This is a genomic window from Idiomarina seosinensis, from assembly GCF_003987275.1.
In the GTDB taxonomy this organism is placed as follows: Bacteria; Pseudomonadota; Gammaproteobacteria; order Enterobacterales; family Alteromonadaceae; genus Idiomarina; species Idiomarina seosinensis.
This window is the reverse complement of sequence record NZ_PIQF01000004.1, coordinates 182,274-202,335: the sequence shown is the minus strand read 5'-3', so window position 1 is coordinate 202,335 and position 20,062 is coordinate 182,274. Positions and strand designations below refer to the sequence as shown.

16 protein-coding genes are annotated in these 20,062 nt (G+C 46.2%); 10 read left to right on the top strand and 6 right to left on the bottom strand.

Annotation, left to right across the window (positions count from 1 at the left end; translation table 11 throughout):
• The first annotated feature begins 16 nt into the window (after positions 1-16).
• The 3 genes from CWI81_RS11865 to CWI81_RS11855 all read left to right on the top strand — a co-directional run bounded on the left by CWI81_RS11865 (position 17) and on the right by CWI81_RS11855 (position 4,607).
• A complete protein-coding gene (locus tag CWI81_RS11865) occupies positions 17-2,335 on the top strand; it encodes a S9 family peptidase (RefSeq protein WP_126785524.1) in 2,319 nt (772 codons plus the stop codon).
• Positions 2,336-2,460: 125 nt separating this feature from the next.
• Complete coding sequence (gene gorA, locus CWI81_RS11860) at positions 2,461-3,813, top strand: glutathione-disulfide reductase (protein ID WP_126785523.1); 1,353 nt, start codon at positions 2,461-2,463, stop codon at positions 3,811-3,813.
• 32 nt (positions 3,814-3,845) lie between these two features.
• Positions 3,846-4,607 carry a hypothetical protein gene (locus tag CWI81_RS11855; protein WP_126785522.1) on the top strand — a complete coding sequence of 254 codons (762 nt, stop codon included), beginning with the start codon at positions 3,846-3,848 and terminating at the stop codon, positions 4,605-4,607.
• A gap of 57 nt (positions 4,608-4,664) precedes the next feature.
• Here CWI81_RS11855 and CWI81_RS11850 read toward each other — a convergent pair whose 3' ends face one another.
• Positions 4,665-5,123, bottom strand: coding sequence for a YaiI/YqxD family protein (locus CWI81_RS11850; protein ID WP_126785521.1), 459 nt, complete (start codon positions 5,121-5,123; stop codon positions 4,665-4,667).
• A 147-nt stretch (positions 5,124-5,270) separates the two neighbouring features.
• Between CWI81_RS11850 and CWI81_RS11845 the strand changes: the two genes are divergently transcribed.
• Both CWI81_RS11845 and CWI81_RS11840 read left to right on the top strand, forming a co-directional pair.
• Positions 5,271-8,156 (top strand): insulinase family protein, encoded by a 2,886-nt coding sequence (locus CWI81_RS11845; RefSeq protein WP_126785520.1) that lies wholly within the window; start codon positions 5,271-5,273, stop codon positions 8,154-8,156.
• Positions 8,157-8,304: 148 nt separating this feature from the next.
• Entirely contained in the window at positions 8,305-10,965 is a 2,661-nt protein-coding gene (locus CWI81_RS11840) for a putative bifunctional diguanylate cyclase/phosphodiesterase (RefSeq protein WP_126785519.1), read from the top strand.
• Here CWI81_RS11840 and CWI81_RS11835 read toward each other — a convergent pair.
• From CWI81_RS11835 to hemH, 3 genes are read right to left on the bottom strand one after another with little or no spacing between them, the layout of a single operon-like run.
• Positions 10,958-11,494 carry a type VI secretion system-associated protein TagO gene (locus tag CWI81_RS11835; RefSeq protein WP_126785518.1) on the bottom strand — a complete coding sequence of 179 codons (537 nt, stop codon included), beginning with the start codon at positions 11,492-11,494 and terminating at the stop codon, positions 10,958-10,960. The genes CWI81_RS11840 and CWI81_RS11835 overlap by 8 nt on opposite strands.
• A gap of 16 nt (positions 11,495-11,510) precedes the next feature.
• Entirely contained in the window at positions 11,511-11,981 is a 471-nt protein-coding gene (locus CWI81_RS11830; protein WP_241970430.1) for a retropepsin-like aspartic protease family protein, read from the bottom strand.
• A gap of 34 nt (positions 11,982-12,015) precedes the next feature.
• Positions 12,016-13,131, bottom strand: coding sequence for a ferrochelatase (gene hemH / locus CWI81_RS11825; RefSeq protein ID WP_126785516.1), 1,116 nt, complete (start codon positions 13,129-13,131; stop codon positions 12,016-12,018).
• 127 nt (positions 13,132-13,258) lie between these two features.
• On the opposite strand from hemH, the gene CWI81_RS11820 reads away from it, so the two are divergent.
• Together CWI81_RS11820 and CWI81_RS11815 are read left to right on the top strand one after the other, a co-directional pair.
• Positions 13,259-13,864: a YqaA family protein gene (locus tag CWI81_RS11820; RefSeq protein ID WP_241970429.1), complete on the top strand. Its 606-nt coding sequence runs from the start codon at positions 13,259-13,261 to the stop codon at positions 13,862-13,864.
• 25 nt (positions 13,865-13,889) lie between these two features.
• Positions 13,890-14,909, top strand: a complete 1,020-nt coding sequence (locus CWI81_RS11815; RefSeq protein WP_126785515.1) for a CNNM domain-containing protein — start codon at positions 13,890-13,892, stop codon at positions 14,907-14,909.
• On the opposite strand, the gene CWI81_RS11810 is transcribed toward CWI81_RS11815, so the two are convergent.
• Positions 14,853-15,614: a sulfite exporter TauE/SafE family protein gene (locus CWI81_RS11810; RefSeq protein ID WP_126785514.1), complete on the bottom strand. Its 762-nt coding sequence runs from the start codon at positions 15,612-15,614 to the stop codon at positions 14,853-14,855. The two genes, CWI81_RS11815 and CWI81_RS11810, sit on opposite strands and share 57 nt — an antisense overlap.
• Before the next feature lie 84 nt (positions 15,615-15,698).
• Between CWI81_RS11810 and trhO the strand changes: the two genes are divergently transcribed.
• Complete coding sequence (gene trhO / locus CWI81_RS11805; protein WP_126785513.1) at positions 15,699-16,628, top strand: oxygen-dependent tRNA uridine(34) hydroxylase TrhO; 930 nt, start codon at positions 15,699-15,701, stop codon at positions 16,626-16,628.
• A gap of 58 nt (positions 16,629-16,686) precedes the next feature.
• Positions 16,687-17,163, top strand: coding sequence for a Dps family protein (locus tag CWI81_RS11800; RefSeq protein ID WP_126785512.1), 477 nt, complete (start codon positions 16,687-16,689; stop codon positions 17,161-17,163).
• Positions 17,164-17,218: 55 nt separating this feature from the next.
• Here CWI81_RS11800 and CWI81_RS11795 read toward each other — a convergent pair whose 3' ends face one another.
• Positions 17,219-19,684, bottom strand: a complete 2,466-nt coding sequence (locus CWI81_RS11795) for a TonB-dependent receptor plug domain-containing protein (protein ID WP_126785511.1) — start codon at positions 19,682-19,684, stop codon at positions 17,219-17,221.
• Between the two features lie 171 nt (positions 19,685-19,855).
• On the opposite strand from CWI81_RS11795, the gene CWI81_RS11790 reads away from it, so the two are divergent.
• Positions 19,856-20,056 carry a DUF3185 family protein gene (locus CWI81_RS11790; RefSeq protein ID WP_126785510.1) on the top strand — a complete coding sequence of 67 codons (201 nt, stop codon included), beginning with the start codon at positions 19,856-19,858 and terminating at the stop codon, positions 20,054-20,056.
• Positions 20,057-20,062 lie beyond the last annotated feature (6 nt).

Here is a 20,062-nt window from a genome sequence, read left to right as displayed (position 1 = left end):
ATAACAAGGCGACACTATGGCGGTCTTTGATAATAGGCACAGCTTATTTCTTAAAAAAGTACACAAGGCATTATTGATAACCGGTATTACCCTAATGTCATTAGCTGGCTGTTCAGCAGTCAACAATGATACCGACAATAATCCTACCTACCTGAGCGACAATGGGGACGGACTAAACTTAGCCGAAATTTATCAAACCGATAAATTTACCATTAAACGACCCGCTCCCACCCGCTGGCTAAAGAACGGTTCCGGCTATACAACGCTTGAGCAGTCGAAGACAGGCAATGGCCGCGATATTGTTCGTTATCATCCCGAAACCAATCAACGGGATATATTGGTCAGTGCCGAACAGCTGACTCCAGCAGACCACGACAAGGCTCTGTCGATAGCCGATTACCAGTGGTCTGCAGACAGCAGTAAAGTGTTAATTTTTACCAACACTAAGCGCTCCTGGCGTACTCATACGCTCGGCGATTACTGGGTCCTTAATCGAGAGACCGACCAGCTAAGGCAGCTTGGTGGCAATGCTCCGGAATCGACACTGCAGTTTGCTAAATTTAACCCTCAGGGCGACAAAGTCGCTTATGTCATGGAAAATAACATCTATGTTCAGGACTTAAGCTCTTTCAATATCCTGCCATTGACCTCCGACGGCAGTGATACCATCGTCAACGGCACCTTTGACTGGGTTAATGAAGAAGAATTTTTTCTGCGCGATGGTTTTCGCTGGAGCCCTGATGGTCAGCACATAGCCTATTGGCAGCTCGATACCGAGGGCACGCCGCTGTTTACCATGATTAATAACACCGACGAGCTGTATCCAACGCTTAAGCAATTTCCTTACCCCAAGGTTGGCGAAACCAATGCGGCAATGCGGTTGGGAGTTTTACCCTCCGACGGTGGCAAGACAACCTGGATGCAGTTACCCGGAGATCCTCGCCAACACTATATTGTACGCATGCAGTGGGCGGGCAGTAATGAACAGTTACTTATTCAACAATTAACCCGTAAGCAGCATATTAACCGGGTATTTTTAAGTAATACCGAAAACGGTAAAAGTCAGCAGATAATCCGCGAAACAACAGACTCATGGGCCGAATACGTTGACCACGTTAAATTTCTGGACAACGGTGAGTCATTTACCTGGTTATCAGAGCGGAGCGGCTACCGGCACTTGTATGTGGTCACTCGCGAAAGTGGCAGAATGACTGCCGTTACAAAAGGTAATTGGGATGTGGTCAAGGTGCTTAACATTAACGAGGATGACGGTTGGGCCTACTTTATCGCGTCTCCAGAATCCCCACTGGAACGTTACCTATTCCGCGCAAAGCTCGATGGCAGTGGCGTTTTAGAGAGACTAACACCTGCTGTCGCTGGCACTCACTCATACAGTATTTCAGCCAACGCCAGCTATGCAGAGCACACCTATAGTTCAGTATCAGAGGTGCCGAAAACCAATATGATCAGTCTGCCTGATCATCAGGTAATTCGATCGGTTGTGACCAACAATAAAGCCCAGGCTGCCGTAAACGCTATCGACCGAAAGCCCGTTGAATTTTTTCGGGTCGACGCCAGAGACGGTGTCAAGTTAGACGGCTACATCATGCGTCCAGCTGACTTTAACCCCAATAAAAAGTATCCGATTTTGTTTTATGTTTACGGTGAACCCTGGGGCCAGACTGTAGCCAACAGATGGGGAGGCTCGACTTTTCTTTGGCATACCATGCTGACGCAGCAGGGTTATATTGTGGCTTCGATCGACAACAGAGGCACTAAGTCGCCACGCGGTTTCGAGTGGCGTCGCTCAATTTACAAGAAGTTGGGTGTTATTACCGTTCGCGATCAGTACGATGCGTTACAGCAAATGGCTGACCGCTGGTCTTTTATTGACACCGAACGTGTCGGTATTTGGGGGCATAGCGGTGGTGGCTCACAAACACTAAACGCCTTATTCCGGTACCCGGAGACCTACCATGTTGGGATGGCGTTGGCGCCCGTCCCTGATTTAACGTTGTATGACACCATTTATCAGGAGCGGTATTCCGGCCTGCTACCTGAATCAAAGAAACAATATACCGAGACATCGGCAATTACTCACGCGGAACACTTAGAGGGTGATTTGCTGCTGGTGCACGGAACCGGCGATGACAACGTACACTTTCAAGGTTCTGAACGTTTGGTAAACGAGCTTATCAAGCACGGTAAGCAATTTGACTTTTTCGCCTACCCAAACCGTTCTCACGGTATTTATGAGGGAGCAGGAACAGTCATACACTTGCGCACCATGATGACGCAATTTGTCAAAGAAAACCTCGCAGCCGGAGGCCGTTAATTCTGATCTTTCGATAGACTTAATCGGTATAGTCTGGCAGACAACCTCACGTGTTAATTGCATGATGTGGGGTTTTTATTCAAGATATTGTGCGAACTTTAAAATTCTGACGGGAGTTAAGCAGTATGAGCAGACATTATGACTATTTAGCTATTGGCGCAGGGAGTGGCGGCATTGCCTCCGCCAATCGAGCTGCAATACGCGGCGCTAAGGCGGCCGTCATCGAAGCCAATGCGGTCGGCGGTACCTGTGTCAACGTAGGTTGCGTCCCCAAAAAAGTCATGTGGTACGGTGCTCATGTTGCTGAGGCGATAAAATATTCACCTGCTTACGGATTTGACCTGGAGCAAAAAGGTTTTGATTGGGAAACCATGGTTAAAAACCGTGAAGCCTATATTGAACGAATTCACGGTGGTTATCACCGTGGTTTTCAAGGCAACGGCGTCGAATTTATCGAGGGCTTCGCCAAGTTTGTCGACCACCGAACCGTCGAAGTTGATGGCGAGCAAATAACGGCTGACCATATTACTATCGCGACCGGGGGCCGTCCGATGATCCCCAACATTCCAGGCGCTGAGCATGGTATTGATTCAGACGGCTTTTTTGCGCTAACCAAACAACCCAAAAAAGCGGCGGTTATTGGTGCCGGCTACATTGCCGTAGAAATTGCTGGGGTATTCCACGCGCTAGGTACCGATACCCACTTATTGGTCCGCCGCGATCGGCCATTACGCACATTCGATAAATACATCACCGACGGGTTATTAGAACGGATGAAGCAAGACGGTCCAACATTGCACACCGAAACAACCGTTCAGGAAGTGACCAAAGAAGACGACGGCACTCTCACCCTGACTTATAAGAACGGGGAATCTTTAACAGGGGTCGACTGCCTTGTTTGGGCCATTGGGCGTGTACCGTCGACCGATAAAATAAATATCGAGGCAACCGGTGTCGACCTTGATGCAGATGGTTTTATTCAAGTCGATAAATATCAGAATACCAACGTGCAAGGTATCTATGCCGTCGGCGACAATACCGGTGCAGCCGCATTAACTCCGGTAGCAATAAAAGCCGGCCGCCAATTGGCCGAGCGCTTATTTAATGACATGCCAGATGCACATATGGATTACGAACACATTCCGACTGTCGTTTTCAGCCACCCAACTATTGGTACGGTGGGCCTCAGCGAGGAAGATGCAATCGTTAAATACGGTGCCGGAAACGTCAAAGTTTATACCTCCTCGTTTGCGGCAATGTACAACGCAGTAACCCCTCACCGTGCGCTGAGCTACTTTAAACTGGTTTGCTACGGCCCCGAAGAAAAGGTCATTGGGGTGCATGGTATTGGCGAAGGCATGGATGAAATCCTACAAGGCTTTGCAGTTGCGTTGAAGATGGGGGCTCGTAAGTCAGACCTTGATTCAACCGTCGCATTACACCCGACTTCTGCTGAAGAGTTCGTTACCCTCAGATAACTTTATAGAATAAACTTGGGAACTTATAAATTATGATTGCAATGCATACGACACTCAGCGGGCGTTTGCCGCCAGTAGCTGGTATGTTCGGTTTACTCGGGATCGCCGTAACCGTGGGTGCTCTTGCATCAATTTACATGGCAGATTGGTTCATTCACCCAATGCAATGGCTCAGCGACTTTTTACGTAATGTTGAGCTAACCGCCAACAGCCTTATGCATCTAGCCGGTCTATCGAATGATCTACAACCTTCATACTACTCATTTGCCAAAAAAAGCAATGTGGGCGTATTTGCCGGCGGACTCTACATTGCGACCGAGGTTTTGTATTTAGTTGCTGTTGTTGTTTTAGCGACGAAAACGGCTACGGCTTCAAGTTCGCAGACAGTCCGGCAATCCGCACCTAAAAAAACGGTGACGCTCTATTTGCTGCTAAACCTTGCGTACACCATTGCGTTTTTTTATTGGATTATGTTTGACCTGCAATTTGCACGAAATTATCAGGATGCGCTTTTAGGGCCTTTAAGGACTCAAGTTTCGAGCCTGTCCGGCGCTTTTATTGGCAGCTGGAGCTGGAAATTAATCCTGTTTATTCCATTTCAACTGCTACTGATGGTTGCTGTTTGGCGAGGTAGCCCATGGTTCAAAAAAGCCTTCGCAAGCTATTTACTGATTGATGTGGTTTACTACAGTGTTCTGACTGTTCTTACCTCCGGCTCTCACTCTGGCTTGTTTGTGAGTACTATCGGGCTGTTACTGTTTACTCCCTACCTCGTTAAGGCACCGTCTCGATAAATTTAAGATTGTCGGAACATTAAACCTACTTTCTTAACCATAGGGAGCCACTGTGAATTAAGCATTAGCTCCCGGAACTTTTGCTAACCAACGATCCAGTTGGTTAGCAAAGTTCATCTTGTCACGCTGTGACAATGCAGCCGGACCGCCAGACTGAATGCCGCTGGCTCGCATAGTATCCATAAAATCACGAATATTTAGCCGGCTTTTTATGTTCTCTTTACTAAATAACTCGCCTCTTGGACTTAATGCTAAAGCACCTTTACTAATCACTTCGTCAGCCAGCGGAATATCACTGGTTATCACTAAATCGCCAGTTTTCACCCGCGCCACAATTTCATCATCGGCAACATCAAAGCCACTGCTTACCTGAATACTGGTTACCCATTTAGAAGGGGGCACGCGAATCGGTTGGTTAGCCACCAACGTAACTTCAACCGGCTTGCGGTTAGCCGCACGATAGAGCATTTCTTTAATCACAACCGGACAAGCATCCGCATCAACCCAAACCTTCATAAACACTTATTCCTTTCATTTTAATCAATCTGCATTATCGGCTAACTAAAATTCTGTTACAAATTAATCGACAGCCCGTCATCGAGATTATGCAATCTAGTGCTAAGGTTTAACTCAATGATTTGACTTCTCTTGGGCACAGGCGCTATGAAAAAATTGTTATTTGTCTCCTCAATCACAGCAGCATTACTTGTTGGTGGTTGTTCACAAACGGAAGACTCGACCGCAACTGCGGTTAATTCAACAGAGCCGGCTCAGGCTGCAGGCGTGATCAAAAGCCCGAACGATGATCGAGCTTACCGCACGATTACCTTACCCAACCAGTTAGAAGTCATGCTGATTTCTGATCCCGAAACAGAAAAATCAGCTGCGTCACTCAGTGTTGACGTAGGTTTGTTACACGACCCCATAACCCAGCAAGGTATGGCTCACTATCTGGAGCACATGCTTTTTCTGGGCACTGAAAAATATCCGGATACCAACGGCTACAGCGAATTTATGAGCAGCAATGGTGGTAGCCAAAATGCCTATACATGGCTTGATATCACCAACTACATGTTCAAAGTGAATAACGACGCATTTGACCAAGGGCTTGATCGCTTTTCTGACTTTTTTAAAGCGCCGATGTTGTACCCAGAATATGTTGATAAAGAGCGTAACGCCGTCAATGCTGAATGGTCTATGCGCCGTGAAATGGACTTTTTTGGACAATTTAAACTCGCTCGCTCTTTACTAGGAGAACATCCCGCCAACCGTTTTTTAATCGGTAACCTGGAAACTTTAAGCGATAAAGAGGGTAGCAACTTACACCAGCAAACCGTCGATTTTTATCAACGATATTATTCGGCCAACATAATGAAAGTCGCTATGATTAGCGATCTGCCACTGGATGCAATGGAAGAGTTGGCGCATAAGCACTTTGCCAGCATCGAAAACGATGCAATCGATAATCCTGAGGTGACTCAGCAACTGAACTTTGATGAGATCGGTAAAAAGCTTATTCATTACGTACCCAACGAAGATGTAAAGCAATTGCGGCTTGAGTTCATTATCGACAACAACCAGCAACAATTTGCGGTAAAACCCAACCGTTATGTTACCTATATGCTAGGTTCGGAAATGCCAGGAACTCCGGCCCAACAGCTAAAGGCTGCCGGCTTAATCTCCAGCTTAAATGCCTCTGCGTCGCCTAGTTATTATGAAAACTATGGCGTTTTGGCACTAAGCCTTAAACTAACAGATGCGGGCATGCAGCAACGCGATGAAATAGTGCGGGTACTGTTAAACTATATTGAGAAAATCAAAGCCGAAGGGGTCGATAAAAAATATTTCAAAGAAATGCAAACCAGTTTACAAAACCGTTTCCGTTTTCTCGAAAAAGGTGACGAGTTTGATTACGTATCGTCACTCGCAGAGGCGATGCAAAATTACCCGGCTGAATATGCAATCAGCGCGCCTTATGAATATCAACGATTTAATGCAGACGCGATTAACAACGTGCTGGCGCAGCTAACGCCCGAGCGCATGCAGGTTTGGTATATTAGTCAACAAGAACCGCACGATAGCGAGCTTGACTTTTATGACGGTAAATATCAGATCGCCGCGTTGGATGAGCAGCAAATAGAAAGTTGGTATCAACCCTCGGATATTACTGTCCAGTTACCCGATGTGAATACGTTGCTACCGGAGAGCTTTGATATTCGCACCAGCCAGTCATTTGATAAGCCACAATTAATTATCAGTGAGGAAGGGATTGATGTCTGGCAGTACCCAAGCCAGGAGTTTGCTAACCAGCCTCGGGGAATTTTAACGGTTAACATTAACAACCCCAGCACCATTGAAAACATCCAGGATAATGTACTGGCATCTCTTTGGCGTAACCTTTACCAGCTAAACACCAGCGGTTTATCAACCGAGGCCAGCATCGCTGGAATGAACATCAGCTTAACCGACAGCGTCGGTATGACGCTCACCTTATCAGGCTTTACCGATAAGCAGCCGGTGCTGCTAAAACGTGCCCTCGACAGCCTGGTATTTGATGTCAACAAAAGTGACTTCCAGCAAGCCGTTGACCGTTACGTCAGAGCGTTGCGAAATAAAGGCCAGCAATTTCCACTATATCAGTCGTTTGATGCCTATGGTCAGGTTATTCGTGAGGGAGGTTTCAACCAACCGCAACTTATTGAAACAGCCCAGTCTTTGACGCCACAGGATCTGAAGGGCTTTATGCACAAGCTGCTCACCAATAACACGGTAAGAGCCTTTGCCTTTGGTAACTACAACAAAGCAGACTTGGCCGACGCAATAAGTCAAATAAAAGCCAGTTTCCCGCCGCAACGTCAACTGACCGATTATCGTCAGGCTCGCTTCTGGAAGCCGCAACCGGCAACAACGATTGCCTTCCGACAGGATCTAAATGTCGCTGATGTCGGGTTGATTGATGCACATATTCATCCGCAGCCTGGCTTTAAGACTCAAGCCGCGGGTACGGTTCTACAAAGCCATTTCCGTACGGCTGCATTCGATACACTGCGAACCGAAGAGCAGCTTGCCTACGCTGTTGGCGCATTTGCTCCATCATTAGATATGTACACTGGTTTTGGTCTTTATATTCAAACTCCGGTCAAAAGCGTTGCCGACATTCAGCAGCGATTTGACGACTTTAAGCAAGAATACTGGCAACAGTTAAAAGCAATGTCGCCAGAGAAGTTTAAGCAACTGCAGTCAAGTGTGCTAGTTACTCTTAATGAACCGCCGAAAAACCTTAGCGAAGAGGTAGCTCCATTTATTAGTGACTGGCGGTTACAGCGCTTCGACTTTAACAGTAAACAGCAACTTATCGACGCCGTAGAGTCGTTAACATTGGAAGAAGCACAGAAATTTTATCAGCAAACGATGCTAAATGACGACGCCGCTCGTCTATCCGTGCAGCTGCGGGGAGAAAAGTTTGCCAATGAACCTTATGCTGAATTACCCAACCTGCAACTTATCGACAACTTGTCAGAGTTTCATGAGACGATGAGCAAGCAATAAAAGGAGTAACTACAGAGTGACTGTTTTTGTTGAGTAAACAGTCACTTATAAAAACAAAGCTAAAGGTTTACAACGTCACCACAAACGCTACTATGTAACTCATGCGTAACACCTTGCAACGCTATTGGCGATAGCATAAGGAACACTTGTGTTTAAACAGTTGACCGGCAATCTTGCTGCGTCACTTATTTCAATGATTGCGATAAACTGTTTAGTGTTTGGTGCACTTGGGTTGGGTAACCTGGTTGTTAGCGAAAACGCCCAACTAATGCCTGCCCTAACACCAATGCTCGCAGTCACCTCGCTGCTGACGGGGGCCGCTCTGTTATTTCGCGCGCGCCGATTTTGGCGCCTAACCCGTATTTCCGGTATTTTGCTGGTGGGTATAGGTCTGTATGCGTTCTACTCGCCAATAACTCAACTGTCTGTTTTTTTACCGTCTGCGGTCATTTTAATTGGTACTGCTTTTACCTTTAGCTTTTCGAATTGGCGTTCAATAGCGCTCTATCGAATAGCCGGTAGTATTTTACTGCTACTAACCACCTTTTTATTCCTGTCTCTATGGTTGCGCGGTTACACCACGCCATGGGCAACAAATCCGGTCGCGATAACAGCGGCGATGGTAATAACAGCCCTTGCTGGCATTGCATTATTAGTGTTAAAAAATAACGATAGCTCGTACACAAAAACGTCTAAAACAGGTTACCTGGTAGCCAGCACAGTCATAATAGCCACCACCCTTATTTGGTTTCTATTAGCAAATAATGATATTCAGGACATTAAAGAACGCGGTCGGTTAAACCTCCAGAAATCCAGCGAAGCCATTAGCGCCCGACTCAACTCGCAGGTAGAAGCTATACAACGATTGGTTCAACGCTGGAATACCGTCGGCTCGGACAGTATGCTTGAGCTCGTCGAGCTTGACAGCAGCAGCTATTTGCAAGATTTTGATTTAATCGAATCTCTGATCGTTTTTAATCCACCTGATACGAGTCAACCTTATATTTTTAGGAGCGGTCCACCTAAAGAATTTACTTTGTTAGATATTCCATCGATTAAGGAATGGCAACGACAGCACTTTTCCCGGCAGTCAGCGGTGATTGTTGAAAAAAGCTTACAAAGTACAGAACCCAGGTTCTTAATGTCTTATCCCATACAGAACCCAAGTCAGCCACCTAGACAGCTGATTGTCACCATTAACATAAAAAAACTATTGAACGTTGCTAAAATACAGTACCTTGATATTTTTAAGACCTATTTAGAGCTTTCCGATAACTACCTTTTACCCATTAACCAACCGCAATTTGCAACACGCCCACTGGCGGATTTATCTAATGAGCACTTTTTTCAACTGACCACTGCGCTCTCAGTGTTTGGCGAACAGCCCATGCAATTTCACGCAGTCCTTAAGGACTCTAGTGTATTTTGGCAAAGCTCCACTATCAACCAAGCCGTATTGCTAGTAGGTATTGTACTTGCGTTGTTGATACTGCTAACCATTGAAAGTAATCATAGATTGGCCAGAGAGCGCAGTAAACTGTTCCAAATTGCGAATTTCGATAGTGTCACTCATCTAATTCGTCGGGATGTTTTAGAGCAACGAATTAATAGCTACTTGGTCAAAAATACAAATGACGATTGCTGTATTTTGTTTGTCGACCTCGATGGGTTTAAAGCCATTAACGACAACCTTGGTCTACGGGTTGGTAACGAACTACTGAAAACTGTCGCAGAGCGGTTATTACTGAACGAGCAAAAGGGTATCGAAATTGCCCGTTTCAGTAGCGACGAGTTTATTTTGTTTATACCTGGACAGGCAGTCGAGCAATCCTCAATGATTGCCCAACACGTGCTCCGGCAGGTTCGGCAAAAATTTGAATTCCACTCGTTGGATCTTCACCTGACAGCGAGCATCGGCATTGCTTGTCGACAAGGGCACTCGGTCAGCGCCGAGAACATGATTCAAAATGCGGATGTCGCTATGAGTCATGCGAAGCAAAGCGGTGGTAATACCTACCAGGTATTTAATCAAGCGATGGGTATACAATACGAAAACGAACTGAAGTTGCGCAATCATATTCAGCGAGCAATTGACAACCATGAATTTGAAGTTTTTTACCAGCCTTACATCGCAGCTAACAGTAAAAAAATCATCGGCGCCGAAGCCTTAGTTCGGTGGCGGCTACCAACAGGGGAATATGTTTCTCCGGCAGACTTTATCCCAGTCGCAGAACAAACGGGGCAAATTATTCCGTTGTCTAAGCTGATTATGGAGGCCGCCTTTAAACACCTGGCTGAATTGGATGTATCACCGGATTTTATTTTATCTATTAATTTGTCAGTAAAACAGTTTCAGCGAGAGAATATTATCAACGATATTTCAGTCTTTGCTGAAAAATATCAGATTCGGCTGTCTCAGTTACAATTTGAACTCACCGAGAGTGTCATGGTCGAGGATGCAGCAAAAGTCTTTAACGAATTAGCAGAACTCAGAACGATTGGCTGCAAGGTCGCGATTGATGATTTTGGCACCGGGTTTTCGTCGTTGGCCTACTTGAGCAAGCTTCCTGTAGATATTATAAAAATAGATCGTGAGTTCACGCGTTCAATTTTTACGGTACCTGCCAATCAAATTATTACGAAAGCCATTATTGAAATGTCTCACGGCTTAGAAAAGAGTGTCATTGTTGAAGGTATAGAAACAGAGCAAGAAGCTAACTTTTTCACTCGCCATGGTTGCATGGGCTTGCAAGGCTTTCTGTTTTACAAACCCATGCCCTTCGATCAGCTTAAGCAGCTAGTTACTTGATTCGTTCCACACGGAAGCGCCGGTTAATGCCTTCACGACCGAAATAAAATGAGTTAAAGGCACCTTTCTCAATGTAATAGGTGTCTTCGTCGTTCCAGGGGAAATAGGTCACACTTTCGGTTTGTTTCCAAATCTGTCCATTAGCTAAAGTCAGAACCCAATTATCATAGGCATCTTGCCGTTTACTCTCGATTTCGACTTGAATCTTCTCGATTTCTTCCTCTTCTTCCGACTTTTTATGCTCCATGCCGAACCGGTCATCGGCAGTTTGCTGCTTACGATCACGCATAGACTGCCCTTTCTGGCGGGCTTTCTCAGCAACGTCACGGCCATGGTTTTCAGCTTTTTTCTTTTGCTTCGCTGAGTTTTTTTGTTGCTTCTCTTTGGTGATGTTGTCGTAACAGACCAACCGCTCCAGGGAGTCCTCAATTTCCGCGCAACGTTGCAACTCCTTTTCTTGAGCTTGTGCTCCAGTTGCCACCATTAAGGCTAGCGCAGCTAAACTTAAATGAAATTGCTTTTTTTGCATTATGCTTTCCTATTTATTAATAACGTATGGTTAGCGTATCGCCTTTTTGCGTTAACTCAAACTGTTTCAGAGCACTCATTCCTAGCAAAATAATATCGCCGTCCATACCGGGGGTAATAGACGCAGCCACGTTGTTAAGTGTAATACCGCCAAGCTGTAACTCGTCAACCACCGTTCGATAGGTGATCACTCGCCCATTTGCTGTTTGCGACATACCTTGTCTGCCTTTCTTAAGGCCCAGCCTATTGGCTAAAGATTCAGGAATAGCCACCAGAGTTGCACCGGTATCGAGCAAAAAAGTCACTTGCTGACCATTCACCTGGCCCTCAGCAACATAATGCCCCATGCGGTTCTGTTGCAGCTCAACCACCAAACGCTGACCCTGTTGCTGAGTAGCTAACTGCTGATTTGGATTAAATTGTTGCTGCAGCTTGTCTTCGAAAAACCATACTAACAAAGCGAGAGCTAGGCCCCAGGCAATGAACATAAACGGTTTTCCAAATCCATTTGAGTTAGCCACATTAATCCTTGGTCTTACCATACGGGAATGACTGGTTCTTCACTTTATCCGCCTGTTGTTGCCGTTGCGCCAGCGTTTGCGCTTGCTGCTCTTGCGGCACCCATCCGTGCAGGTTATCGCTTATTAATTGAGTCAGCGCCTCAATGTGCTTCGGCTCTGCATTTAGCGCGCTGATATACTCATATCGCTCACCGCCGTTTTCGATAAAGTATTCTCTGTTTTCTTCACCAATTTCTTCAATGGTCTCAAGGCAGTCTGAAGAAAACCCAGGGCAAAACACTTGTACTGACTTAACCCCGTTACCTGGTAAGCTTTTCATTGTCTCGTCAGTGTAAGGTTGCAGCCATTCTTCTCGCCCGAACCTGGACTGGAATGTTGTTAAATACTCACTCTCATTAAGACCCAACCTTTCTGCTAACAGCCGAGATGTTTTATAACATTCACAATGGTAGGGATCGCCATTTTTCAAATATCTCAGTGGCACACCGTGGTATGAGAAAATTAGTTTATCCGCGCGCGGATATTGCTCCCAATGACGTTCAATACGTTCTGCCGCGGCTTCTATAAACGCTGGATAGTCATGATAATGCGTGATGAACCGGAAGTCGGGCATCCAACGCCGCTGAGTAAAGTCAGCCGCAATCGCATCGAATGTTGAAGCAACCGTCGATGCTGAGTATTGAGGATACATGGGCAGTACAAGCAGCTTGCGCACACCAGCCTGCATCATCCGCTCAATAACCTCAGGCACTCCCGGGTTACCGTAGCGCATTGCGAAGTCAACAATCACGTGTTCACCATATTGTTGTTGCAACTTTTCTCGTATTGCATTCGCTTGATCTTGAGTATGGTACAAAAGCGGCGAGCCCCGTTCCGTCCAAACGGTTTTATAAGCTTCAGCTGAGCGTTTAGGTCGTATCTTCAAGATCACGCCATTTAGAATAAACCACCACAGCAAGCGCGGTACTTCTACCACCCTGGGATCGGATAAAAACTGTTTAAGATAAGGCTTTAACGCCGACTTTGTCGGTGCTTCTGGTGTGCCTAAGTTGGTGATTAAAACACCAAGCTTGTCGGCTTGCTGATGAGAAAATGTAGGACTACCCCGATATTTCATGTCTTCGCCTTATTTGTAATTCGACAACCTGCGCCGTAAATACGTCATTTTTAACCACTTCGATCCCCTATTGCAAAGATTTCACGTTACAATCAGTACGATTGAATCAATCGAGTATTATTTAATAGTGAATCAACAGACGCCACAACAACCTTCCAGCAAGTCGGCCGAAAAATGGCTGCAACGTTTAATAAACTCACCATATGCGTTGTCCATGCTATTTTTTATGTCCGCTTTAGAAGCCACCATTGTGCCAATTCCACTTGAATTGGTGTTAATACCTTACATGATACTAGAGCGCGAGCGCATTTGGGCAATTGCATCGGTCGCTTTAGCGGGTTGCCTAGTCGGGGCACTCATTGGTTATTATATTGGTTTTGCTTTATTCGATTCAGTAGGGCAATGGTTTATAAACTATCTATCGCTTCAGGAGTATTATCAAAGCTTTGAGATGACATTAAAAGATGACGGCTTTATGGCGATTTTTCTGGTCGGTGTAACACCCGTTCCGTTCCAAACGGCCATGCTAGCCGCAGGTGCTGCTGCATTTCCGTTATCGCTTTTTATACTCGCCTCTGGCTTAGCGCGAGGTATCCGTTATTTTGGGCTCGCCGGCCTGGCATTATGGCTGGGTCCCTATGCACAACAGTGGTGGCAAAAAAACGCGTCGCGTTTAGGCTGGTCGATTGCTATTATTGCTGGCTTGGCGCTATTGGTCTTTCAACTGGTTTAATTAACGAGATAATAAATAAGACACTATGTTTTTACTCATTGTTTTTGCAGTACTGGCGGTTGGCGTATCTTTTCTCTGTTCGGTGCTGGAAGCAGCCTTGCTCTCTATAACGCCAAGTTATATAGCTCAACTAAAAGACCAACGCCCAGCTCTGCACGAAAAGCTAAACCATTTAAAGCAAAATATCGACCAGCCGTTAGCTGCTATTCTTACCCTTAACACCATTGCTCACACAGCTGGAGCTGCCGGGGTTGGCGCGCAGGTTGGAGTCGTTTTTGGTGACGGTTATCTAGGTGTTGCTAGCGCTGTAATGACGCTACTGATACTGATTTTATCCGAAATTATTCCAAAAACGATTGGCGCCAAGTTTTGGCGAAGTCTGGCACCTTTGATCGTGCCGGTATTGCGTTTTTTCATTGTTTCACTCAAGCCCTTTATTTGGTTATCCGACCAAATAACGCGTCGTATAGGCAATAACGAACCCGATATCGATGTGCGTTCAGAGATTAAGGCGATGGCTACAATGGGCTACGAGCAGAAAGTTCTCGACAGAGATGAGCATCGGGTTATCTGGAATATTCTCGACCTACACGACATTCGGGTGAAGCAGGTCATGACACCGCGCACGGTCTGCGAAACTATCAGCCCTGATATGACAGTACGCGAATTTGCCGACAAAGCCCGGGCATTACCTTTTTCTCGATTTCCTTTAATTGATGCCGAAGAAGAGCCGCACGGTCTCTTGTTTCGAAGTGATGCGCTGGATGCAGACGAGGGGCAAACGGTGGCTGACTTAGCACGCCCGGTAGAAATTGTTAGCGAAACGGTCAGTATTGAGAATTTAATGGCGTATCTGCTGAAAGAGCGTCAACATCTATGTCTGGTGTATGACGAACATGGTAGCTGGCTAGGTTTAATTACCCTGGAAGATATTATCGAGACTATCCTTGGAACCCCAATTATGGATGAGACCGATAATGTACCCAGCCTACGACGTTATGCTCGCCAGCGCTGGGATAAACGACTCAAAAGCGACCCAAAGTAGCCGCAACGCCAGCAACGTAATGATCCAACGAAAAATTTGGTTAAAGCGATAGTTCGTTATTCGCTTTAACCAATTAAGCCCCACCCAGGTACCAATAAAACCGGCCACCATCATCGCTAGAATTAAAAGTAACCATTCTTTAAAAACAAAACCAGCAAAACCAAATACCAAGGCTTTCGGCGCATGTTGCATACTCATTGCTGCGGCAAAGGTGGCTACTGTCGTCATTCGTTCAGTAAAACGAGCTTTGATGAAAGCCGCCACCACGGGTCCTGAAGCTCCTACAAATAACGAGATAAAGCCGGTGACAAAGCCTCCCGCCATTAACCCAGCTTTACCGAGCATAACTCTCGGTAACGGGGGGCCCCAAGTTAAGTACAATAAAAAAAGGGCGATACTCAGCTGTAATAAAGTCGCCGGCAGCTGCACCAACAGCAGACTCCCCAACAATGTACCTAACAGCCCAAAAGGCACAAACCATGCAATAGTCGGCCAATCGATATATTTCCACGCTAGCGCTGTCCGACCAATATTCGATCCCATTTGCACAGCACCATGAACTGGAATAATCGCTGGCCCCGGTAACACCAAAGCCAAAATTGCGATAAGTACAGCGCCACCACCAGCACCCGCCACCGCGGTGAGTAGCGACGTAACACTTGAAATAACAACCAGTAGCCAAAACAGAGCATCATTGGCGGCCATTGAGCAAAACTCCCGTTGCGGTTATAATTCGCGCGATTTTAAACGCCCCGGATTTACGGTCCGGACAGCTGAAGGTATTTTATTATGTATATTTGCGCGGCACTGTATAAATTTGTCGAGCTCAACGATTATGAGCAACTTCGTGAGCCCCTGTATCAAACTTTAATTGATAACGACGTTAAAGGCACCCTGCTTTTAGCACGCGAAGGAATTAATGGCACCATTTGTGGTACTCGCCAAGCTATTGATAACGTGTTGGCTTATTTTGCTAACGATAAGCGTTTAGCCGATATTGAACACAAAGAATCGCCCAGCGACACTCAGGCTTTTTACCGGACTAAGGTCAAGTTAAAGAAAGAAATCGTTACTATGGGCGTCGACTGGGTTGATCCCAAGCACACGGTCGGCACTTACGTGGAGCCAGAACAGTGGGACGAATTAATAGCCGATCCTGAAGTGCTGGTTATTGATACGCGCAACGAGTATGAATATGCGGTAGGTACTTTCGAGGGTGCGATAAATCCAAAAACTGAAGCTTTTCGCGAGTTCCCGGATTATGTCAAAGAACATTTAGATCCCCAAAAGCATAAAAAAGTCGCTATGTTTTGCACGGGTGGGATACGCTGTGAAAAATCGACCGCTTACTTAAAAGAGCAAGGGTTTGACGAGGTCTACCACTTAAAGGGCGGTATCTTGAAATACCTGGAGCTGGTCCCCGAGAGTAGCAGCAGCTGGAATGGCGACTGTTTTGTCTTTGACCAACGGGTAACCGTTAAGCATGGCCTGGAACAGGGCAACTATGACCAGTGTTACGCCTGCCGGATGCCCATTACAGAGCAAGAAAAGCAGTCAGAGCATTATCAAAAAGGCGTTAGCTGCCCGCATTGTTACGCGAAGACAACCGCCGAACAGAAATCTCGCTTTGCCGAACGAGAGCGTCAAATTCAGCTGGCCAAACTGCGTGGAGAACAACATATCAGGGACGGTAAACGCGAAGATTCAGCTAAAAGCTGATCGAATTTGCCGTAATTTCGTAAGATAGTAGTATCAAAAAGTCAATGCGGAGGACGCAATGAAGCAACTACAAGTGATTGGTCTCGACGAGAAAAAAGCAGAGAATTTATCAGAAAGATTAAATGAGCTGTTGGCAAATTACCAAATATTTTACATGAATGTTCGTGGCTACCATTGGAATATCAAGGGTCAACAATTTTTCGAGTTACACGCTAAGTTTGAAGAAACTTACGATGACTTACTGATGAAAATTGACGAAATCGCCGAGCGTATTCTTACTTTGGGACAACGCCCAATGCACGCATACTCAACCTACATTAAGGCGAGCGAGATTGAGGAAGTCAAGGATGTCCACGAAGGCCGTGCTTGTGTTGGTAACATTCTCGACAGTTATCAGACCGTTATACGCCTGCAACGCGATATCCAACGAGTTGCCGACGATGCCGGCGATGAAGGTACTTCTGCACTAATGAGTGACTACATTCGTGAGCAAGAAAAGACAGCCTGGATGTTGACGTCGTACTTAGGTGACTAAGACTATCGGTAACAAATAAATAGGAAACGCCCGCTCAGCAAGCGGGCGTTTTTTATTAAAACTGATAATTAAAACGTGCGTAGTAATAGCCTCCGTTAATACCAAACGGCAATGTCTCCCAGCCATATTTAAAGCCAGCTTGTGAGAATGGTATGCCAGCATCGCCCCACTCGTCAGGGTAGGTATCAAACACATTATTAGCGCCTACCATAACCGAGAAGTCTGAGGTTAAGTCATAGGCTACCGATACATCGGTTAACCACTTAGCACTCCACTCGTGACGAATACCGGTAAATGCCTGACCCTCAACTGAACCAAAATAGTTTAATGCCAAGTTTACAGTCCAGTCATTGCGCTGCCACTTGCCGCTAAAGGTAGCCTTCTCACCCGGCTGGCCTTGTTCTATCCGTAATACTTGCGTTTGGTTAAAAATTTGCTCAGCTGGGATCAATGATGACACCGAGTTAACCCGTTCAACATTGGTATCCATAAAACTAATAGCCGCGGTCAGATCAAGGCTGCCCTCAAAAAGCTCGGTTGGATATGAACCAATGATATCGACGCCCGTAGTTTTGGTATCAACCGAATTCGTAAAAAACTGAGCGGCTCCCAGGTTGTTAGCGGCCAAAACATCAGCAAATTCAGGCCCAATTGATGCCGTTAATGGCTCGGAAATAACAATCCGTTCATCAATATTTATTTGATAAATATCGGCGGTCAAATCAAAGCCATTGTCCCAACGCTTGACCAGCCCCAGGCTAATACTTTCTGAGGTCTCCTCTTCCAACTCATTAATACCGAATTGGCGAGCAACCTCATCGTCATTCGCCACCGTTCCTGTTTGTACCAGGGTGCCATTGACGATGTTGGTCAGTACCTGACTGTAATAGATTTGCTGCACGCCTGGAGCGCGAAAACCTGTCGCGAGTGTGCCGCGCACAGAAAAGTCAGAGTCAACGTCATAACGCAGTGATAACTTACCGGAAACGTTACCGCCTGCGATATCGTAGTCCTCGTATCGCACTGCACCCGCGACCAAAAATTCAGGGGTTAAATAATACTCTGCATCAACGTAAACACCATAGCTATCTCGGTCCGCATCAACCGCTTGGCCAGGACTAAAGCCTGGAAAGCCTTGTATTCCTGCCTCTGCCGGAGCCCCGGATGGTGTTAAAATTTCAATGCTCGGATCATTAGTACGCCCGTATGCCCAAGACACAGGATCGCCCGGATTAATCGCATAGCTATCTGTTCTAAACTCTAAGCCGGTGGCTAAATACAGCAGTTCATTTCCAATGTCGATGGTACCGTTAAAGTCTAAATTGAACGTGGTCTGCTCAAAAACCAGTTCTCCGTCAAATGCTTCTGTCGGTGTATCCGCATAAATACCGCCGTTGCCGTCAGGTTCATAATACCAGCTGACGTTAGCCGAGTTAGCTGAGTTGAAACCAAAGTCGTTGCGCCCATAGACCACACTCGCATCCCATAACCAGGCATTCGGTAAATCACCGCGAATACCAACGGCTATCGACTGGTCGTCGGCCTCTGTTTTTAACTGAGGCAAAAAACCATCAGGGTATAACGCCTCAATCGTTCTTGGATGTCCACGGCCGCGGAAAAACCCGGCAGACCCGCCGTCACGGGTTGACCAGCCGCCAAAGGCATAAAGCTCTGTAGTTGAATTGATGTTATAACCAGCATTTAGCCAAGCATAATAGTTTTCAGAGTCGGCATCGCCAACATGTAACCGCACCACTGGATCGCCATCACGGTCAAGCCAATCGCCAATAAGCTGACCACCGGTAGCTTCCAATGTCGCCGGAGACGCTCGGTTTGTCATGCCCCGATCCCGGTACTCCAGAGTGAAATTCACAAACCCATTATTGGTCGCATGCCCCGCATTTAAACCAACCTGAGCGATCTCACCATCTCCCTCATAGGTTTGACCCACTTCGGCATTAAAACTTCCTCCATCACCACTTTTTAAGGTGATATTAATAACACCCGCAATGGCATCTGACCCGTACTGAGCTGCGGCTCCATCACGCAAAATCTCTACCCGCGCCACTGCCGATATCGGAATTGCGTTAATGTCATAGCCAGCCGAGCCCTTACCAATTGTTTCTTGCACATTGACCAACGCCTGCTGGTGCCTACGTTTACCATTAACCAGCACCAAAACTTGGTCTGGACCGAGGCCTCGCAACGTTGCAGGACGAATAATGTCAGACCCGTCAGAGATAGTGGTTGTCGAAAAATTAAATGATGGTGCACTCATCTGCAGTGCTTTACCCAATTCGCTCGCACCCGTACTTGCCAATTGCTCACCAGAGATTATATCAATTGGCGATGTCGACTCTGTCGCCGTTCTTCCATTGACACGCGATCCTAAGGTAACGATGCGTTCTATATTGTTAGTATCTGCTGTGGCCTCGTCCGTCTGTTGTGCCCAGATAGACGGCCCATATAAGACCGAGCTAACGGCTAAAGCTAAAGTTGTTTTTGTTAGTATTTTTTTCATTCTTTTCGCTCGCTAAATTAAGGGTCGGCTCTTTCATTTTCTACGCGGCAGTTAGTGGTTTTGATATATGTCAAATGACGTAACGTGCACGTCAACACACTTGCAGATGCAATAAGCTGTGCTACATTGAATTAGGAAATAATAAAAAAATCAGAGGACTGGGAGAAAAAGATGAACAAGGCAATAGGATTAGTACTGGTTATTGTCGGCGCTATTTTGCTATATATGTCGTATCAGGCGTCAGAATCACTCGCGTCAGAGGCATCTCAAGCTGTTATGAATGAGCCTACAGATAGCACCATGTGGTACTTGATTGGCGGCATCGCTGCAGTAATTATTGGATTGTACGCGGTACTTAAAGGTAAAAAATGATAACAA